At 59.1% G+C, this 15,211-nt stretch carries 15 protein-coding genes and 1 other RNA gene; 14 read left to right on the top strand and 2 right to left on the bottom strand.

Annotation, left to right across the window (positions count from 1 at the left end):
• Positions 1-117: 117 nt before the first annotated feature.
• The 7 genes from ACTQ1Z_RS05580 to ACTQ1Z_RS05550 all read left to right on the top strand — a co-directional run bounded on the left by ACTQ1Z_RS05580 (position 118) and on the right by ACTQ1Z_RS05550 (position 6,973).
• Complete coding sequence (locus ACTQ1Z_RS05580) at positions 118-348, top strand: acyl carrier protein (RefSeq protein ID WP_320679929.1); 231 nt, start codon at positions 118-120, stop codon at positions 346-348.
• A 182-nt stretch (positions 349-530) separates the two neighbouring features.
• Positions 531-895: a transfer-messenger RNA gene (ssrA, locus tag ACTQ1Z_RS05575) on the top strand.
• 1,280 nt (positions 896-2,175) lie between these two features.
• Positions 2,176-2,397, top strand: a complete 222-nt coding sequence (locus ACTQ1Z_RS05570) for a helix-turn-helix transcriptional regulator (RefSeq protein WP_039689461.1) — start codon at positions 2,176-2,178, stop codon at positions 2,395-2,397.
• 138 nt (positions 2,398-2,535) lie between these two features.
• Positions 2,536-4,353 (top strand): phage/plasmid primase, P4 family, encoded by a 1,818-nt coding sequence (locus ACTQ1Z_RS05565; RefSeq protein ID WP_441859450.1) that lies wholly within the window; start codon positions 2,536-2,538, stop codon positions 4,351-4,353.
• Between the two features lie 13 nt (positions 4,354-4,366).
• Positions 4,367-4,687, top strand: coding sequence for a hypothetical protein (locus ACTQ1Z_RS05560; RefSeq protein WP_441033574.1), 321 nt, complete (start codon positions 4,367-4,369; stop codon positions 4,685-4,687).
• Between the two features lie 301 nt (positions 4,688-4,988).
• Positions 4,989-5,447: a plasmid mobilization relaxosome protein MobC gene (mobC, locus tag ACTQ1Z_RS05555; protein ID WP_271761324.1), complete on the top strand. Its 459-nt coding sequence runs from the start codon at positions 4,989-4,991 to the stop codon at positions 5,445-5,447.
• Positions 5,447-6,973 carry a hypothetical protein gene (locus ACTQ1Z_RS05550; RefSeq protein ID WP_441859447.1) on the top strand — a complete coding sequence of 509 codons (1,527 nt, stop codon included), beginning with the start codon at positions 5,447-5,449 and terminating at the stop codon, positions 6,971-6,973. The genes mobC and ACTQ1Z_RS05550 overlap by 1 nt, the downstream gene beginning before the upstream one ends.
• 39 nt (positions 6,974-7,012) lie before the next feature.
• Here ACTQ1Z_RS05550 and ACTQ1Z_RS05545 read toward each other — a convergent pair whose 3' ends face one another.
• Together ACTQ1Z_RS05545 and ACTQ1Z_RS05540 are read right to left on the bottom strand one after the other, a co-directional pair.
• A complete protein-coding gene (locus ACTQ1Z_RS05545) occupies positions 7,013-7,291 on the bottom strand; it encodes a hypothetical protein (RefSeq protein WP_441859445.1) in 279 nt (92 codons plus the stop codon).
• A complete protein-coding gene (locus ACTQ1Z_RS05540) occupies positions 7,284-7,637 on the bottom strand; it encodes a hypothetical protein (protein ID WP_441859443.1) in 354 nt (117 codons plus the stop codon). Before ACTQ1Z_RS05540 ends, ACTQ1Z_RS05545 begins: the two co-directional genes overlap by 8 nt.
• Positions 7,638-8,001: 364 nt before the next feature.
• Here ACTQ1Z_RS05540 and ACTQ1Z_RS05535 point away from each other — a divergent pair, with 364 nt between their 5' ends.
• From ACTQ1Z_RS05535 to rplM, 7 genes are all read left to right on the top strand, one after another.
• A complete protein-coding gene (locus ACTQ1Z_RS05535; RefSeq protein ID WP_441859441.1) occupies positions 8,002-8,589 on the top strand; it encodes a ParA family protein in 588 nt (195 codons plus the stop codon).
• Positions 8,590-8,630: 41 nt separating this feature from the next.
• Positions 8,631-8,879: a ribbon-helix-helix protein, CopG family gene (locus ACTQ1Z_RS05530; RefSeq protein WP_441859439.1), complete on the top strand. Its 249-nt coding sequence runs from the start codon at positions 8,631-8,633 to the stop codon at positions 8,877-8,879.
• A 16-nt stretch (positions 8,880-8,895) separates the two neighbouring features.
• Positions 8,896-10,698 carry an HsdM family class I SAM-dependent methyltransferase gene (locus tag ACTQ1Z_RS05525; protein WP_441859437.1) on the top strand — a complete coding sequence of 601 codons (1,803 nt, stop codon included), beginning with the start codon at positions 8,896-8,898 and terminating at the stop codon, positions 10,696-10,698.
• Entirely contained in the window at positions 10,685-11,773 is a 1,089-nt protein-coding gene (locus tag ACTQ1Z_RS05520; RefSeq protein WP_441859435.1) for a restriction endonuclease subunit S, read from the top strand. The genes ACTQ1Z_RS05525 and ACTQ1Z_RS05520 overlap by 14 nt, the downstream gene beginning before the upstream one ends.
• Positions 11,774-11,872: 99 nt before the next feature.
• Positions 11,873-13,564, top strand: coding sequence for a recombinase family protein (locus ACTQ1Z_RS05515; protein WP_441859433.1), 1,692 nt, complete (start codon positions 11,873-11,875; stop codon positions 13,562-13,564).
• Positions 13,565-13,629: 65 nt separating this feature from the next.
• Positions 13,630-14,556, top strand: a complete 927-nt coding sequence (locus ACTQ1Z_RS05510) for a patatin-like phospholipase family protein (RefSeq protein WP_441859431.1) — start codon at positions 13,630-13,632, stop codon at positions 14,554-14,556.
• Between the two features lie 214 nt (positions 14,557-14,770).
• On the top strand, positions 14,771-15,208 hold the full coding sequence (gene rplM, locus ACTQ1Z_RS05505) for a 50S ribosomal protein L13 (protein ID WP_441859429.1): 438 nt from the start codon (positions 14,771-14,773) through the stop codon (positions 15,206-15,208).
• The last annotated feature ends 3 nt before the right edge of the window (positions 15,209-15,211 follow it).

Raw genomic sequence — 15,211 nt, 5'->3', positions numbered from 1 at the left:
CGGCGGCTCGCCGGCGTCCCCGCCATTTGGCGATTGCCACGTGCACGGGCGGCGCTCATGGGTATAGTTAGGCGCGTCAACCAGGGGCCTGCGGGCCCAGGCGAGAAGGGGGCCACCATGGCCGAAGAGTCCACGTTTGACCGCATCGTCAAGATCGTTAAGGAGCAGGACGGCCTCGAGGATGTCGAGGTCACGCCCGATACTAAGCTTGCCGACCTTGGACTTGACAGCCTGGCTATTGCCGAGGCGATCATGTCCTGCGAGGACGAGTTTGGCATCGAGTTCGACGGCGAGGAGATTCCTGAGACCTTCGGCGACCTCGTCGAGATGGTGGACGCGCTCGCCTAGTTCTGGGTAGAATCACTCCACGCGACTTCTTAGGTCGCGCGTGGCGGTGCGCCTCGTACGGCACTTAGGCGCTGCGTTCGTGGCACGCTTGCCTCGGCGCTCCGGCGCCACTTGTTCTTTGTCAACTCGCATGGTGGCCAGCGGCCGGGCAAGGCCCGCGCCGAGTCCCCGTCCACACCCGTGGGGGCGACTGGTTTCGACAGGGTGGTCCTGAGGTGGGCAGCAAGCCGTGGTCTCCTCGCCACGTTAAACAGGGGTACCGTCAAATTGAATTGACGACAACTCTTTCCAGGGCTCTTACGCCCTCGCTGCTTAATTAATTAGCGGCCGTCGAAGTGGGGGTTTCTCCTGCTCCCGCGGAGACGTCATTTTAGGGAGATGCTCGTGCGGACGTCGTTGGTATGCCGCTCGATAAGATTGAACCAACTGGGATGCAGAGCGCGGGTCACGGAGTGTGACGCATCTGAGACTTAATCGGTGACTGAGCTTGGAGACACCTGCCAGGGGACTGTTCTGGACCGGAGTTCGATCCTCCGCGCCTCCACCAAAAGAGGAAGCGTCGAACTCTTCTTTTACAAGAACGAGTTTGCGCTTGTGTATAGGTTGGGGGACGCCTGATGGCGTCCCCTTTCCGTTCGCATTGACGTGAAACGCCGTAATTTGCGTTCTGAAACGTTGTAAGCCCGTTGGGGTACTCGTGTACCCCTCGGGCTTTTTTCGTGCCTTAAAACGGCTCTGAAGCGGTCTGAGGGTATTTGAGCGCCCTTGTGCATCTCGCATCCGCTCGATGCAAGGGTGGCCGCCCTGCGGGCGGCAGTCGGATGCGGGTGGACGTACAGAAGGGGTGCGGCATGGGCTTGGGAGGTTATGCCTGTTTGCGCGTTCCGTCGTCCGTGCGCACCCCCGTCTGGTCGGCAACTACGGCGCTTCGCGCCTCCGTTGCCTCCGAGGAAGTACGCATGAGGTATGCGAAACCGTATTGGATGGTTTCCATGCTTTTCTGCGTACCCAATATGCGATGAGGCGAGCCGAGGGCGCAGCCCGAGGCGTAACTAGCCTGCATTGAGGACGCGAAGCGTCCGAAATGCGCACCTGCTTAGGACAGAAGAATCACCCGTCCCCTCGTTTATGAGCGTTTTGCCTGACCACATGCTGACCAGATGACCAGAAGAAAAAATGATGTGGTCACCATCTGGTCAGCCAAATCACTAGGCGCCATCAGGCTTTTTGCAATTCCTGACCAGATGACCACATAATTTAGGACTTATTTTTAAAAATTGAAAAGGACTACGTAATACGCGTAAATAAATAAAGTTTGTCGGATTTTATCTGGTCATCTGGTCATGTGGTCAGAACGAAAAAAATCCCTTGATAAAAGAGGGGATTTTCATTTCAAGAGCTGACCAGATGCCATTTTGATGTGGTCACACATGTGGTCAGCCCTCACGTGTACCTCTTGTTGCAGTCGTTGCTTTCCGGGCGGTGCGGAGGGTTGCTTTTTCGAGCCTTTCCATTCGTTTATGAGCGGAAATAGGCTCTGAGCTGCGGCTACTGGAAAATTGATATTGCTTCAATTGTCTCAATGGTGTACAATGAAATGCATATAGATGAATGGCTCAGCACCCGTCCCGTCCTTGATGCGGGGTTGCTATCGGGAATAGGAGCCGAGCGCTCGGTCGAATAGGCCGTGCGTCACGGGCGAAACAACGAACACGAAGCTCCCGTGGAAACCGAGATAGGCAAGGCTTTGCGCCTCTGTCCTTCTTTGGTTTCCACGGGAGCTTTTTTGTTTCGCGAAAAGGACTTTGAACATGGAGGTGGCTGGTTATGGCTAAAGGAAAGAAGCAGGTGAAAGAGGTAAAGCCCTCTTACATGACGACGCGCGAGGTGGCGGCGTTCCTCGGTTTGAGCGCGGGGACGCTCTGCACCTGGCGCTATCAGGGCAAGGGTCCGAGTTACTACAAGGTCGGAAACGCGGTCCGCTACAAGATTGATGACGTCGAGGCGTGGAAGAACGCGAACGTGAAGCACGTCGAGCTGACGAATTAAGGAGGTGAGTTTATGGCTGATAAAGAAAAGAGCAGCTCCCCCGCCGCCACAGCAAAGGGAACCGCTCCGTCTAACTATAAATATTTTAGCTCATTACCGCCCATTTTTCAAGTATCTGACCCGCAGACAAAGGATGAGATGAAGAGGGGGCGTGCGTATGACGAGGGGAATCAGGGCGAGGCGTACAACCCTGACTACCTGTACGGCGGGGAGAACTATCACAAGGCGCTCAGTGATGTGGTGAGCTATGTGCTGCGCGACTGCGCGGGCGATGGCCTGTCCGCTCTCTCGGACGTCGTGGTCAAGGTGACGAACGCCCTTGTGGCGTGGGTCAACCTGTCCGAGCCGCCATCTAATCCGGAGGCGGGCAAGATTTACGGCAGGGGCTTTCGCTGGCCGAGGCTCAAGAGCATCGACCCCGTGCAGGCCGCCGAGCTGGTGTTCGCGCGGGAGGTCATCCGCATGGTCTGCGTCAAGGAGACCGTGGACAAGCCGACCTCGGAGGGCGTGTTCGCTATGTACGACCCCGACGAGGGGATTTACCGCGAGATTGGCGACGGGCAGATTGACCTGTGGTGTCAGGAGGTCGTGGGCGCCGTGAACGGCAACTGGAAGAAGAACTTCGTCCAGAAGCTGCACGACATGGCATCGCGTCGGGAGAATCGCGTGTGCGAGTGCGACAACCCGTCTCTGGTCTTCATGGCCAACGGAATCTGGGATTACGAGGAGCGCGTCCTGCGCGAGTTTTCCCCCGGGGTCGTTGCTCTCAGGAAGAGCGCCACGCGCCTCCCCGACAAGGAGCCGCCCGTCCCCGAGCACACGATGCCGGATGGCTCGAAGATTGACTTCTGGCAGCTGCTGGACTCCTACGCCCCCTACGAAGGCGGGCGCGATTTGCTCGTCAAGGTGGCGGGGGCGTCCCTGCGCAGCTACCACAACTGGCGCGTCATGGTGACCTTCCACAACACCACGGGTCACAACGGGAAGAGCACCTTCCTCGACTGCCTCAAGTCGCTCGTCGGCTACGACGGGTGCATGACCTCAAGCCTCGCGCTGCTTGCCGGCGGCGGGGATGGCGGGCGGTTCGGCGTGTCGAACATCGTGGGGGTCTCCCTCATCACGTGCGAGGACTCCGACTCTGGTGCGTACCTGAAGGACAACTCGCGCCTGAAGTCAATCATTTCGCATGACGCGATAGGCGTGGAGCGCAAGAACAAGGGCATGTTCGACTACACGCCCCACGCGCTGATTGTCTGCGCCGCCAACGACATCCCGAAGACCCGCGACAAGGGGGACGCTTGGCTGGACCGCAACATCTACGTCCCGTTCGCGGGGCAGTTCGTCGGCAAGGCCGACGACAAGACCATCCGCTCCGAGTGGGTCGTGTCCCCCGAGTTCCGCGAATACCTGGCCTATCAGGCGCTGGTGAAGTGGGACCGGTATTACGAGCTGCCCGAGCCTAAGGAGGCCGCGCAGTTGAAGCACGAGTGGGTTCTCGGCAATGACACGGTGGCTGAGTTCTGGGAGGACGTCAAGGATTCGATTCAGGCCGACTTCGTGCCGAATGATTACCTGTCCATGCGCTACGACGAATGGCTGGACGCGGAGCACAAGGGCATGCGGATGCAGATGAGCCGCAAGGCGTTCACGGCCCGAATCGTCGAGCTTGCGTGCTCCGACGGCGAATGGACGCAGAGTAAGGATGCGAGCGGGTCTGTCCTCAAGACGAGTTGCGAGAAGTGGTGTCCCGGCTTGAGGGCTTACTGCAAGCACGCTGCTGGTTTTGGCGGCGCGGGCGGATGGGTCCCCTTCTTGGGCAGGCGTCGCGGGATTTTCCGCACGGTCGTCCTCGATTACTGCACCGCCCATGGCACGACTCCCGCAGACCTCGGTGCCGGTTACGCGGCGGTGAGGGAGCAGCTTGGCCTTGCGACGGATACAGAAGACGACGATTAAGGAGGAATAGATTATGGCAACGAAGAGGTTTGATGACGTGGCCGAGAAGGCACGTGCGTTAGAGGCTCAGGCGAAGAAGCTGCGCCGCGAGGCGCAGGCCGCGAGGACGAAGGCTTACGCCGACGCGCTCGTGGCGGTTTTCCCCGAAGTGAAGGACATGGGTTCGGCGGAAGAGGTCCTTGACTTCGTCAAGGGACTGAAGCCGGGCACCGGACACGGAACGCCGGTTGCGCGCGCCGCTGGCGCTGCGGATTCCGCGTATGCCCAGACCGCAGAAGCTGGAGAGTCGTCGGAAGCGCATGGCGGCTTTTCCGGCGCGGCCTACCGAGGGTAGCCGTGCCGGGTTCCACCGAGGGATTCGGGCTCCATGTCGGACAGGGGAAGTCGTTCCCGTGTCCGACATGGACGGGCGAGGCTCGGTGGACAAAAGTCGGGGGTTCGAAGGGGACGGCGCAGCCGCCCCCTCGCAAGCTGACGGAGTAGGGCAAATTGCGAGAATCGCAATTTGTACGTACGGAGTCAATGCTTGCTCTTTTCCCCTTTGCGCAGAGACGTTGTGAGATTAGCCGAAAACGGCATTTCGGATTGTCCGCCGCAGGCGGGCGTTTCGGATAGCAGCAAAGGAGGTGTTCCGCATGGCGGAAACGTATGAAAAAAGAAGCGGGAAGGCGACGCGCCAGAAGTACGTGAAAGACCGCCGTGACAAGGTGGTTCAGGTGCGTATGAACGACGCGGAGCTTTCCCTGCTGGACGAGCAGCGCGGGACGTGCTCGCGTTCCAATTTTCTTCGCGGTGAGCTGTACGCGAGTCGGTACGCGCCGCCCAGCCGCGAGGTGGTTCTGGACGTCCCGGCCCTGGACCGTGTCCGTGTCGAGCTGAACCGCATCGGCGTCAACATGAATCAGATTGCCCGAGCGCGCAACCGGCGCTTGAGCGGCATGGGAATGCTCGACGCGACGCGTGAGGAAATGAGGACGAAGGACGAGGCGGAAGCGTTCCGCGAGTTCCGCGATTCGGTGGACAAGCTCCGGGCGCAAGTCGATGGACTGCGTGCGGATTTGCAGGCGTACGTGGAGACGGGAGGTGATGTCTGATGTCAACGACGCATGTGCAGTCGCTTCCGAACGTGCGCGGGCGCATGTCGTACACCGAGTTCGGCGAGGGAAAGCGCAGACGCGCTCATCTGGAAAACGGCACGGACCGCATCGCCGCGCAGATGGGTGACGCCGCCTCAAGAGGGGACTTCATTGTCTACTGCGAGGGGCAGAGGCATCGCCACCCGAACGCGGTCAACGAGGGCTACGAGCTGCGCATCTCATGGGCGACCGACGAGCTTGACCCAAGCAAGGCCGACGACATCCAGCGTGGCATGGAGTACGCGTACACGCTGTGCCACGAGCTTGCCCCCGACTCCATGTGCTGGGTCACCATGCACGTGGACGGCGAGGGAGGCTGCGTGCATGCGCACGCGACCATTGCGAACCACGACGCCCGTACCGGTCAGGTCATCAACAAGGGGGACACGAGCCTCTACGCTCCGCGTGTGAAGGCGGTCAATGATGAGCTGAGCCGTGAGAATGGTTTCTCGGTGCTCGGGGCGGACAAGGAGATGTCCCTCTGGGAGCAGAAGCGCGAGACGTTCCAGCCCGGTTCTTTCGACCAGCGTCTCGGCGACAGGGTGGCGAATGCCCGCGACCGCTCCGGCACGCTGGACGAGTTCAGGCACAATCTTGAGTTGAGCGGCGTGACGCTGAAGGAGACCACGAAGACCGACGGGAAGACCGGCGAGGTCACGACGGGATGGTCCTACAAGGCTGTGGACGAGTGGGGACCGAAGCGCCGCACCCGCAAGCGCCGTGCCTCCAATCTCGCCGGCGACCTGACCCGCGAGGGCATCGAGGCGTACTTCGAGCAGAAGCAGCGCGAGCTTGAGGCACAGGAGCAGGACGCCCCGGCACCGGAGGTCCTTCCCGACGTGCCCGAGACGGCCGAACCGGCAGAACAGCCCTCTGCGGATTCCGCTCTCGACGTGTACGGCCTCGACCGGGCGTACGTGTCGGAGATGGCGTCCGACCTTCAGAAGGCGCACATCCACCGCTCACGCGAGGCGGGCAAGCCCTTCATGGACGAGCGCTACGAGAGGCTCGTGGAGGCGCGCAACCACCCGGACGAGCAGCTGGCGAAGCTGCGCGAGGACGTGGACGCCGCAAGGCGCGAGTTTTATGCCTCCAAGGAGGCACGCGACACCCTGCAACACCCGTGCCCGGGGCTTCTGGCCGGCATGCACGTGTTCGCCAAGGCGGGGCGCGACGCCAAGGACCCCGTGTCCCGCATGATGGCCGACATGACCGCCATGATGCTGCGCATGATGATTCAGGAGGCGCTCGCGGAGGAGCGCCGCAGGCAGCGCGAGGAGGCGGAGAGGCGCGTGTACGAGTCCCGCAAGAGCATGTGGGATGCCGAGAAGCGCCTCAAGGCGGCGGAGAAGGCGCTGTCCAACGAGGACGAGCGCGAGGCCAAGGCACACGCCAAGACCATGCAGGCGCGCTATGCCAGGGCGCGAAGTGCCAGCCCAAGCGCGCCGAGTTCGGCGGACAAGGACACGCAGTTCGGCGAGTAGCCGAAAAGATAAGGGAGCAGCGTCAGGCTGCTCCCTTTCTCAATGGATTTCAGGTGCCGGCACGTAGTCCCAGCTGGTCCCGAAGTGCGTGATTCCCCACACGTACAGGTCAAGCTCCTCGTCGTGGAACACCGGCTCGTCGGTGTGCTCCATGATAAACGACGGGTCCTGCACGATGTACCACTGGAAAATCTCGTCCCACGGTGCCCAGTCCCCGCTCACGGGTTCGAGCGGGCGGCTGGCAATCTCGTTCGCGAGCACCATCCCGCCACACGTCTCGGCGAGGTCGGCGTAGGTCTTGATGCCGTAGTCACTCATCGCCCTCCTCCTCCGCTTCCCGCTCCTCGATTCGCTTGAGGCATTCCGCCACGCAGTAGCGCATGGTGCGCAGGGTCTCGCAGTCGATGCTCTCCGCGAGGATGTCCCCGTCGAGGACGACCTCGCCCAGAGCGTTCACGAACCGCCACTCCATCACGTTGTCGATGCGCTTGAGCACGTCCTTCAGGGTGCCGCTGTCGCGCATGGGGGCGTTCCCGTCCACCTTCGCCATGCGCTCTAGCTCCTTGGCCTTCGCCGAGCAGATGCGGGCGGTGCGCCTGAGTACCTGCGCCCTCCACATGGCCTCCTCCTGCGGGCTGTTGGATTCAAATCGGTCTCTGTCCATATACGGACCTCCTTTCTCTTCGGATTGGCACCCGACGCCGCAGGCGTCCTGCATGGGTGCAGTCCGCTCGCGGGCTACAAAGAGACCTTCAGAAGGGCTGTTGATGGGCGTACGTGCAAGGGGCTGGAATCGGGGTTTTTCGGCGTCCGCTCATTTATGAGACGGATTCGGAAAACGCGGCGGAACGGACGGAGCGAAGCGAGGGCGTGAAGCCCGTTTGGAGACCAGCAAAAGCCCGGACAAAGCCCCTGCTCTGGTCTGCAAAAGGGCGTGCTCCGATAGCTACTACATATTGACATTTATTTATTCAGTAGCTATAATTTAGATATCGAGTATATATTTCTGATAGGATGGAGGTGCTGATATGAAGACAATCGCAGTCGTTTGCGAGAAAGGCGGCACCGGTAAGTCGGTGATAGCCAACGAGCTTTACGAGAGCTATGTGCGACAGGGCGTGCCCGCGTCGCTCTATTCTCTGGACGGTCAGTATAAGGACGCGTCGTCTTCGAAGAAGGTCGAGGACGCCGAGGTTGCTGTCGTCGATACGCCGGGCGTGCTGACGGACAATCTGAGCGACCTCGTTTCCGGTGCGGACGTCATCGTCATCCCCGTTCGACCGACGCCGAACGACATCGAGCCGTTTACGCGGACGGTCTCTATTGTGACGAAGAACACGAATGCCCCACTGGTCATCGTGGTGAACGGGACGAACCGTTTTCGCATGTGCGCGTCGTTCATGGCGTGGCTTGAGAAGAAGCCATGGGCGAAAAACGTTGTCAAGGTTCCGCAGTCCGAGGCAATCGTGCAGGCGCAGGGCATGCGGAAATCCGTCGTGAACGTGGACAGGCATGGTGCCGCCGCCGAGGCGGTCCGCACGATGTGCCGCAAGGTCAGCATTCTGGCGGGCCTGCCGTTCGAGAAGAAGCAGTTGAAAAAGATAGATACTAAATAGATACTTTTTAGATAATGAGTATCTATGCGAGGAGGTAGGATATGGCGAAGAAGCAAGATATGGCGGCATTGCTTGACAAGTTCGAAGCAGACGCCGCGAAGGAACACGATAAGAAAGAGGCCAAGGCGAGCGTTACTGCCGATGCATCAGAGGGGCGTGCCACGTCGTTGGTCTCCATGACGAAAAGCGATAAGGAGCGCCTGACGGCGATTGCGAAGGCTCACGGGTTGAGCCTGTCCGCGTTTTTCCGTCTGGCTGCCGACGAGTACATCGCGAACCATGACTGGTAAGGAGGGAAACGAATAGATGGCAAAGAATTTGACGGAGGATGCGGTACGCGATTTGGCGCGTGACATTCTCGGGCTTGTAGATAGCGATGCGGCGCGTGCGGGTGTCGGGCAGCTCACGACGTTCAATCAGCTGGGGTTCGTGGGCGTGGCCGATAAGCCGGACGGCTGGTATCTGCCTAAGAACAAGGCAGACGTGGCGTTGGTGTTGGAGACGAAGGCGACACGCATTGCCCTTGGCAAAGCACAGGTGGATGAGGTGCTGAAGAACGTCCGCATTGTGCAAACGCAGTACGAGAAGGTTGTTGGTGTTCTGTACAACGGCGAGGACGTGCGCGTGTTTAAGGGCGAGGAGGAAGTCAAGACGCCCGACAAGTTGCAGCATGCCGGTTATTACCTGTCGCTCTATACCGTCGATAGCATCGACAAGGAGCGCATTTACCAGCTGACGGCGCGTATCAACAACTGCCTGCACTTCGAGTTCGGTATCAAGAACCTGTATCACCGCATGATTTTCACGGCATGCGCGTTGGTTGCCGAGCGTTACGGTGCCGGATTGAAGCGCCTGAAGAATCTGGGATATGCAACGTTCCACACCGCGATTCACTCGACGCTCTCCAAGTCGCTGGAGGACAGCCGCAAGCAGAATGCGAAGATTGACATCTTGTTGGAAGAGTATTCCGACATCAAGATGAATACGACCGATAACCAGAAGGCAATCAACGATTTTATCGGCTGGGTCGTCGAGATTTCCGAGTGCGTCAACTCGAACGAATGGCGCGGCGAAGACGTGATGGGCATCTTCTTCAACGAGTTCAACCGTTACAAGAAGAAGTCCGAGTCAGGACAGATATTCACGCCCGAGCACATCACGGACTTCATGTACAAGATTCTCGAAGTGAACATGGACGACTGCATCTTGGACGCCACGTGCGGTTCCGGCGGTTTTCTGGTCAAGGCTATGGCGAACATGATTCGCGAGGCCGGCGGCATGGGGACGAAGAAGGCCGGTGAAATTAAGTCCAAGCAGCTCTATGGCATCGAGTTCGACCGCGAGATTTACGCTTTGGCGTGCGCGAACATGCTTATCCATAAGGACGGTAAGACAAACCTCGAGCAGATGGATGCACGTACCGAGGAGGCAGGTGAGTGGATGCGGTCCAAGCCGATTACGAAGGTGCTGATGAACCCGCCATACGAGAACAAGTATGGCTGCATGACCATCGTCGAGAACGTGCTGGACAGCGTTCCCGCGCATACCCAGTGCGCGTTCATCCTGCCGGACAAGAAGCTGGAGAAGGCATCGAAGGCGCAGATGAAGCGCATTCTGAAGAACCACCGCCTGCGCAAGGTCATCAAGCTGCCGGAGGACCTGTTCTTCGGCGTGGGCGTGACTACGAGCATCTTTGTGTTCGAGGCTGGCGTAGCACAGGATGGCAAGGAGTTTTTCGCTTGCTACATGGAGTCCGACGGCCTGGCGACGGTCAAGAACAAGGGACGCCATGACGTCTACGGCAAGTGGGCGGCTATCGAGGCGCATTGGGTCGATGTGGTTGAGAAGCAGTCCGGCGACGATACGTGCCAGTGGGTGAACCCCGCCGAGCACCTGTCCTATCAGGTGCCGCAGAAGCCGTTCGAGATATTCGAGGAGGATTTTCGTAAGACGGCGATGGACTATCTGATGTTCCAGCAAGGAATCGACGCAAAGGAGTTCGGCGAGAAACTGTTGGATACGACGATGTATTCGGGCCGTGTAAGCGCCGATGACGAGTCCGTGACTTTGACTATGCGGAAAGGCGGTGACATTGATGGCAAGGATTGATACTTGTGCGTGGAAGCCGTTTATTGTCGGTGACCTGTTCGACATTCATCCAACAAAGGCATACAAAATGATAAACGCCCAATTAATGGATGATGGGGATTATCCGGTTGTAGTTAATTCAAGCTATAACAATGGCATCGGCGGTTATTCCACGCAAAACGCCACCGAGAAAGGCGGAATAGTCACATTCAGCGACACCACAACAGCAGATGCGATTTTTTATCAGCCTTACGATTTTGTTGGGTATCCGCATGTACAGGGGATGTATCCAACAGGCGAATATGCGGCAAAGTGGGAGGAGAATCGACTGCTATTCTTTGTGGTCGCGTTTAAGAAGGCGGCGGTTCTTCGCGGCTTTGACTATGGCTACAAATTTACGCGTGAAATAGCTTCCGCCATGAAGGTGCCGCTTCCCGTCGACTCGTCCGGTGAACCTGATTGGGCGTACATGGACGAGTACATGTCGGCGGTCATGAGAGAGTCTGAGGCAAGCCTTGAGAGTCTGAGACAGGCCGATGGAGAAAAGCATGCGTTGAGTGTATCCAGATGGCAGGAGTTCATCATCGGGGACTTGTTCGAAAAGCTCCAGCTTGATGTCAAGAAAGAGGACTTCAACAAGACGTTCGATGTTTCTGAGGAACGTACAGAGGAGTTCAATCTTCCCCTTGTGAACGCCAAACATGGCAACAACGGCATCATGTATTACGGGCGCGAGGCCGATTTTGAAACCGCTGAGATGACGATTGATATTGTGCAGAACGGTGCTATCGCAACAGGCGATGTGTATGCGCAACCGCAGAGAACAGGTGTGTTATGGGATGCCTATCTGGTGAAGCCGAAAGCTGAGATTGATTCTGCATTCACGTTGATGTTTCTTGCAACTGTGCTCGAAAAGGCAATCAAGGACAAGTTTAGCTATGACGATAAGTGTGTATGGGACAAAGCGAAGCTGTTGACTGTGACATTGCCGTGCACCAGTGATGACGAGCCTGATTGGGCGTATATGGACGAGTACATGCGGACGGTGATGGAACGCACTAAGTCTGATTTGCTCGCCATGCAGTCAATCAGCTAAATGTCGGATAGCCCGCCGTTCCATCTGGGCGGCGGGCTTATTTCCAAAGGAGTGAACCATGAAAACCTATAAGCAGAAATTACAGGGGGTGGTAAACCTATGGCACGTAAGAAGAAATTCGCGCCGAACGACAACAACCTCGCGATAGCGTACTATCGCTTCTCGTCCCACTCGCAGAACGACGCGAGCATCGACCAGCAGCGCGAGCTTGCCCACGAATGGGCGGATGCGCACGGCTTCAAAATCGTGCAGGAGTATGAGGACGCGGCAATATCCGGCACCACGGACGCACGACCGGGGTTTCAGCAGATGCTGTCGGAAGTCGCAAAAATCCGTCCCCATACCCTCATCATGTGGAAGACCGACCGTCTGGGGCGCGACAAGTACGTTCTGGCGATGGCGAAGAAGAAAATCCGCGACGCGGGATGCGAGATTCACCTGTTGGCCGAACACATCCCGACGGAGGGACCCGAAGGCGTCCTCATCGAGGGGCTGATGGAGGCCATGGCGGAGTATTACAGCCGCCAGCTGTCGCAGAACATCCAGCGCGGCATGGACTACAACGCGCAGCACGCCCTGTACAACGGCCACAAGCTGTTCGGCTACGACGTGGACAGGTCCACGAAGAAGTACATCCCGGACCCGAACACGGCGCCGTTCGTGCAGTGGGCGTTCAAGGAATACGCATCGGGCAAGCCGCTGAAGACCATTGCCGAGGAGATGAACGCGCAGGGCCTGCGCACGCCGAGGAACGCGAAGTTCAGCGTGAACATGCTGAACAAGATGCTCAAGAACCGCGCCTACATCGGCGAGTACCACCACGGCGACATCACGGTCGCCGGCGGAATGCCCGTCCTTGTCGACGAGGCGACTTTCGACCGCGCGCAAAGGCGGTTCGCCGAGAACAAGCGCAAGGGTTCCCAGCGGGCGCACGGCATGGACGACGCCGAGGCCCCGCGCTATTGGCTCACGGGCAAGCTCTATTGCGGCGAGTGCGGGAGCACCATGCAGGGCGTGTCCGGTACGAGCGCGACGGGACGGACGTATTACTACTACTATTGCTCCGCCCAGCGCAGGAAGGAGTGCCACCTGCACAAGGCCCGCAAGCGGGACTTGGAGGACATGGTGCTGTTCGCCCTGCACAACATCGTCGACGACGAGGAGAACGTGACGGCGCTCGCTCTGGATGCGGCGGAGTATTACGAGAAGAGCCACGACGACACCGCGTATCTCGAAGCGCTGGAGGCGAAGCGCAGGGAAGTGGAGAAAAGCCTCGCGAACCTCGTGAAGGTCATCGAGAAGGGCGTGGTCAGCGATACGGTGACACAACGCCTCACGCAGCTCGAAGAGCAGAAGAGCGCCCTGAACGATGCCATAGGGACGGAAAACGTCCGCGTGTCGCTGTGCGAGGACAGGCACAGCATCCAGGCGTACTTCGACAAGTTCCTGCACGCCGACGTGAACGACCCGGAGATTCGAGACCAGGTCTTCGAGTATTTCGTGGATAAAGTCTATCTTTACGATGACAAGCTCGTCGTGAGCATGTGGTTCTCCGAGGATGACAAGCAGGAAATCACGTGGCGGGACTGGTTCTCGCTGGATGAGTATTGGACCGACGAATCCCCTTTTGTTAAAGGGGAAGCCGTCGAGTTCGACTGCTTCCCCCTCGGCTCCACCATGTCTGTTGCGCCCCGTCCGCGATTTGCGGGCGGGGCTTTTTCATGCCGCGACGCGCCCTTCTCGGCGGTGGTGTTTTGCGGAGCTTGTCGATGCATGGCCGAGATTATGTAAGGCGAACGGGTATAACCAAAACCAACGGATACTCGGGCGCTCGCGGCGCCATCAGAGGAGGCATCATGGCGTTTAGCTTGTTCAACAGGGGAGATAAGAGCGCGTCCGGAGTGGGCGTGAACGCGATGGGAGCTCCCTCCACGGGCGTCGACCTCGTGCTTGAGGGAGGCGGCATGCGAGGCATCTTCACCGCCGGAGTGCTTGACGTGCTGATGGAGCAGGGCATCTATGGCTTTGACACCGTGTGGGGCGTCTCCGCGGGCGCCATTAATGCCGCGAGCTACCTCTCTCGCCAACAGGGACGCTACATGCGCGAGACGCTGGCCTTCCGTGATGATTCCCGCTTCATGGGGTTCAAGTCGCTCGCCACGACGGGCGACATCGCGGGGGCGGACTTCCTCTATCACAAGATCCAGGACGAGATCGATCCGTTCGATTACGAGACGTTCGCCGTGCGTCGAAGCCGCTACATGGTCGTCGTGTCGGACGTCGTCTTTGGCACGCCGAAGTACCTTGAGGTCAAGAGCCTGCCGGAGGACATCGAGAAGATTCGCGCTTCCGCGTCGCTACCCGTCATCTCGCGTATCGTCGAGACCGAGGGTGGGCGCTATCTTGACGGCGGCACGACGGATTCCGTCCCCGTGGAGCGGGCCCTTGAGGACGGCGCACGCGCGGCAGTCGTCGTGCTTACGCAGGACCGCACCTACAAGAAGAAGGGCGGCTACGAGCTCCAGGCACTTGCCGATCGCCGCTATGCCGACTTCCCCTACTACCTCGAGGCGCTTCGCACGCGAGCGGGACGCTATAACGAGCAGCGCGAGCGCATCTGGCGTCTCGAGCGCGAGGAGAAGATCGCCGTTATCGCCCCGGGCGAGCCGGTGACCGTCGGGAGCACTTCGGGTTCGGACGGCGAGGGCCTGCTGCGCCTCTACCTTGATGGCCGACGCCAGGCAAGTGAGGCACTCGACGTGGTCCGAGCCTTCGGCGTGTAGGTGTCAGACGCGTCTTGAGGGCTGATGCGACGGGATTTTGAGCCCTGATTTACATTGCGGATGAACCTGGTCGCAATTCCCACACATATTTGCGAAAACTCGTGCGTTTTCCTTGAACTTCTCCGACCGCGCGCTACAATTTGAAAGCTACTTTTGCAGAGCCCCGTAACCTCGCATAAGTACAAAGCAACACGTAAGCACACGGAGGAGTCAAATGAAGTCGACTCAGTACGCCAAGCCCGGAGAGGTCACCCGCAATTGGGTCCTCATCGATGCTGAGGGTGCCACGCTCGGCCGTCTCGCCACGAAGGCTGTCATGATCCTTCGCGGCAAGAACAAGCCGCAGTACACCCCGCACACCGACACGGGTGATTTCGTCGTCATCATCAACGCTGATAAGGTCCAGCTTACCGGCGTTAAGGCCGACAGCAAGCGCTATTGGCGCTACAGCGGTTGGCTGGGCGGCATGAAGTTCGAGAGCTTCACGGAGGCCATGGAGAAGCACCCCGAGCGCGTCATCGAGCACGCGATCAAGGGCATGCTCCCCAAGTCCTCGCTTGGTCGCAAGCAGTTCACCAAGCTTAAGGTCTACGCTGGCCCGGAGCACCCGCACGCCGCTCAGAACCCCGTTCAGATTGATTGGAGGGCCTAACCG

The sequence above is a fragment of the Parolsenella sp. LCP21S3_E11 genome (assembly GCF_052118165.1).
Taxonomy (GTDB): domain Bacteria; phylum Actinomycetota; class Coriobacteriia; order Coriobacteriales; family Atopobiaceae; genus Parolsenella.
The sequence above is the reverse complement of the archived record's forward strand: the minus strand, read 5'-3'. Positions and strand labels throughout refer to the sequence as shown.